This window comes from Actinosynnema sp. NPDC059797 (genome assembly GCF_042732085.1).
Lineage (GTDB): Bacteria > Actinomycetota > Actinomycetes > Mycobacteriales > Pseudonocardiaceae > Actinosynnema.
Map to the genome: position 1 here is coordinate 1 of NZ_JBHWIE010000550.1, position 3,576 is coordinate 3,576.

A 3,576-nucleotide genomic window follows, 5' to 3' on the forward strand; every position below is an offset into this window, starting at 1 on the left:
GCCCGGCGGTCAGATGCGCGCCCCGAGGTTCGGGTGGTTCTTCGGCACCAGGAAGTCCGACGGGCGGATGTCGCCGTTCGCGGCCCGCGCCCCGGTGATGGTGGACGCGCTGGTGCTCCGCAGGTCCGAATCGCTCCACGACGACTTGATGTCCCACGAGTTGCCGGAGCCCGTGGACGAGCCGAGCGAGACCGGGGTCGCGTTGTTCACCGCGAGGTCGCCGGTCAGCGCGGAGGTCGAGCGGTTGACCGTGAAGCCGGTCTTGGCGTTCTTCCACGCGGTGTTGCGGGTGAGGGTGATCGAGCCCGGGTTGCCGTTGTCGGTGTAGCCGTGCGCGGCGTTGCGGTAGGAGATGGTGTTGACCAGGGTGTGGGCCGCCGCCGGGGCCGGGTTGCCGCCGCCGAGCTTGAAGCCGTTGCCGTCGCCGGAGAAGTCCGGCAGGTTCCAGCGGTTGTAGCCGTTGCCGTGGGCGATGGTGTTCTCGATGCGGATGGGCGAGGTGAACAGCCACGCGTCGAAACCGTCGTCGACGTTGTTCCACAACCGCGCGCCGCGCACCACGTTGCCGCTGCCGGAGCCCTCCTTGATGGCCAGGCCGTCGGCGCTCTCGCCGTTCTTGCGCGGGTCGCGGTTGCCGTGGCTGTCGAGGTTGAGGATCAGGTTGTTCGACGAGGCGCCCTGGAGCTGGAACCCGGTCTCGTAGTTGTCGCGGGTGACCAGCCGCTCGAACACGTTGTTGTCGCAGCCCGCGCAGTACCACGCGTACGGGCCGCGGATGACCTCCAGCCCGGAGACGTGCCACCACGACGCCTCCTGGTGGAACACGCCCCGCTCGGCGCGCGGGATGCTGCCGCCCACCGGGGTGTGGCTCGCGGGCAGGTCCTCGCCGTCCACGACGACGCGCTCGCCGGGGTAGTTGGCCAGCTTGATGGGCCTGCCCGGCTCGCCGCTCTTGAGGATCTGGACGTTCGTGGTCACCGCGTAGGTGCCGCCCCGGATGAGGATGGACGTGCCGGGTTGGGCCAGGTCCACCGCCTTCTGGATCGACCTCAACGGCCGGTCGACGGTGCCCGGGTTGCCGTCGTCGCCGTTGAGCGCGACCACGAGGGTGGAGTCGGCGGCCTGGGCGGTCGCCGCGCCGGCGACCAGGAGGGCGGCCAGCACGGGTGTGGCGAAGCGGAAGCGCATGGGATCTCCGGGAGGTGGTCGCGGACCGGCAGGGTGGTGGATCGGGGACGCCGGTCGGCCCGCGTTGTTCAACGGGCTGAACAAAACGACCCGAAAGTGTTGCCAGTATTAGTGGTAAGCGTTTTCCAAACGAAGTGGACGTTACGATCAGGGCTCTCGGGTGTCAAGACGACGAATGCCGCCGGAATTCACGTACCTGAATTCCGGCGCAGCGCGACGAGCCTGGCGGTGAGCACGGCGGCGCAGCCCGCGGCCGTCACCAGCAGCGCGACCACGAACGCCGGGAACAGGTAGGCGACCTGGAGCCAGGCCACGTCGCGGCCCCGGTAGAGGAAGCCCACGACCCGGTGGACCGTCACGGCGAGCAGCGCCGGCAGCAGCAGGGGCGACAGGCGCGCGGCGGTCCACCGGGGTCGGCGGGCGGCCCAGCGCCGCGCGCGGACCACGCCCCGGACCGCCAGGCCCGCGCCGCAGGCGGCGAGGCCGAGCAGCACCGCGTCCACGATCGGGGCCGGGTCGCCCGACGGCGGCGACTGCCGGCCCTCCACCAGGGCGATCAGGCGTGCGCCGATCTCCTGGGCCTCGCCCGACGCGGAGTTGGCCGTGACCGCGATGCCGTGGCCGGAGGCCGGCAGCAGCGCCTGGTAGGCGGTCGAGGTGAACAGGTCGCCGCCGTGGTCGACCAGGGGCGCGCCGGAGTCCGTGACGCCCACGGACCAGCCGAGGGCGTAGGAGCCGGACACCGCGGACGGGGTGTGCGTCGCGGCGATGGTCTCCGGCGAGGCGATCGAGGCGCCCGTCGGGCCGCGTCCCCCGTTGTTCTGGGCGATCAGCCACGCCGCCAGGTCGTGGGCGGTGCTGAGCACGCCGCCGGAGCCGTTGCCGAAGGCCGGCGGCTCGGGCACGGCGATCGGCACGCCGAGGACCCGGACGTGGCCGCGGGCGCTCGGCGGCAGGTCGCGCTCGGTGTCCGCGGTGCGGCTGTCGCGCATCCCGAGCGGCTCGAAGACGGTGCGCCGCAGGTGTTCGCCGAACGGCAGCCCGACGACCACCTCGACCAGGCGCGCGGCCACCTGGTAGTTCGGGTTGTGGTACTCCCAGCGCGTGCCGGGGTCGGCGGCCAGGGTCGAGTCGCGCATCGCCGCCACGGCCTCCCGGAGGGTGCGCACCTCCGGCCCGGTGAACGAGCGGTGGGTGGTGTCCGACAGGCCCGAGGTCTGGTCGAGCAGCCGGCGCACGGTGATGTCGGCGGCGCGCGGGTCGGCCATCCGGAACTCCGGCAGGTGGGTGCGCACCGGGTCGTCGAGCCGGAGCCGGCCGCCCTCCGCGAGCCGCGCCACGGCCAGCGCGGTGAAGGACTTGCTGACCGACGCCACCGCCATGGGCGTGCGCGCCGAGATCGGCTCGCCGCCGGGGGTGTGGCCGTACCCGGCGGTGTGCACGGCGGTGTCGCCGAGGGTGATCGCGACCGCGACGCCCGGGAGCCCGGTCCGTTCCCGGTGCTGCTCGACGACGGCGGTGACGGCGGCGGCGAGGGTCGGCGGTGCGACGGGTGCGCCGGTGGCGAGGAGGGCGGTGGAGAGGATCAGGCTGAGCACGGCGGGAAGTCTGGGCCGGTCGGGGCCGCCGGACATCGGACCGTGGTCCGAGTTCCCCCCGCGGCGGCCCGGTTACGGTGGCGGCGTGGCACTCGGACCAGGGGCGCGGTGGGCGGTCGACGTGGTGGCCGCCGGTGTGGTCGTGCTGTGGGCGGGCCTCCGGGCGCCGGAGCCGGACGCGCTCGCCTGGGTGGCGGCCCTGGCGCTCGGCGGGCCGCTGGTCGTGCGCGGGCGGTGGCCGGCCGCCGTGGTGGCCGGCGTGGCCCTGGTCGGGGTGGTGGCCGTCGTGACCGGCCTCGGGCAGGAGGTCGTGGCGCCGGCCCTCGCGTGGGCGCTGTACCCGCTGGGCTGGCCTCGGGCAGGGCGGGTGCGGCGGGCGCGGTCGGCGCGCTGGTCGCGGTGTCGGCGGCGGGGGTCGCGGTGGCGGTCGTCCCGGGCCTGCCGCTGGTCCCCCCGCCCGAGGGGACCGAGTCGTTCGCCACCACGCCGGTGGCGGCCCTGCTCTACAGCGCGGTGGTGATCGGCGGGTCCTGGGCGGTGACCGCGGTGGTCCGCGACCGGCGGCGCAGGGCCGCGGAGCTGGCCGCGGCGCGGACCGCCCGCGCGCTGGCCGAGGAGAGGTTGCGCATCGCCCGGGACATCCACGACGTGGTCGGGCACAACCTCAGCCTGATCGCGATGAAGGCCGCGGTGCCGGTCTAGGTCGGGGTGAGGAGGCCATGGCCGAGCGAACCGGAGGTTATGCTGATCGAGGAGGACAGAGGCGCCGCGCTGGCCGAGGTGCGGTGCG

Annotated in this window: 3 protein-coding genes; 1 reads left to right on the top strand and 2 read right to left on the bottom strand. The window is 74.2% G+C overall.

The window, feature by feature from the left end; translation table 11 throughout:
* Nucleotides 1-9 precede the first annotated feature (9 nt).
* Entirely contained in the window at nucleotides 10-1,188 is a 1,179-nt protein-coding gene (locus ACFV4N_RS41450; protein WP_499678172.1) for a right-handed parallel beta-helix repeat-containing protein, read from the bottom strand.
* 188 nt (nucleotides 1,189-1,376) lie between these two features.
* Nucleotides 1,377-2,786 (bottom strand): serine hydrolase domain-containing protein, encoded by a 1,410-nt coding sequence (locus ACFV4N_RS41455; RefSeq protein ID WP_499678173.1) that lies wholly within the window; start codon nucleotides 2,784-2,786, stop codon nucleotides 1,377-1,379.
* 327 nt (nucleotides 2,787-3,113) lie between these two features.
* Between ACFV4N_RS41455 and ACFV4N_RS41460 the strand changes: the two genes are divergently transcribed.
* Nucleotides 3,114-3,488, top strand: a complete 375-nt coding sequence (locus ACFV4N_RS41460; protein WP_499678174.1) for a histidine kinase dimerization/phosphoacceptor domain-containing protein — start codon at nucleotides 3,114-3,116, stop codon at nucleotides 3,486-3,488.
* The last annotated feature ends 88 nt before the right edge of the window (nucleotides 3,489-3,576 follow it).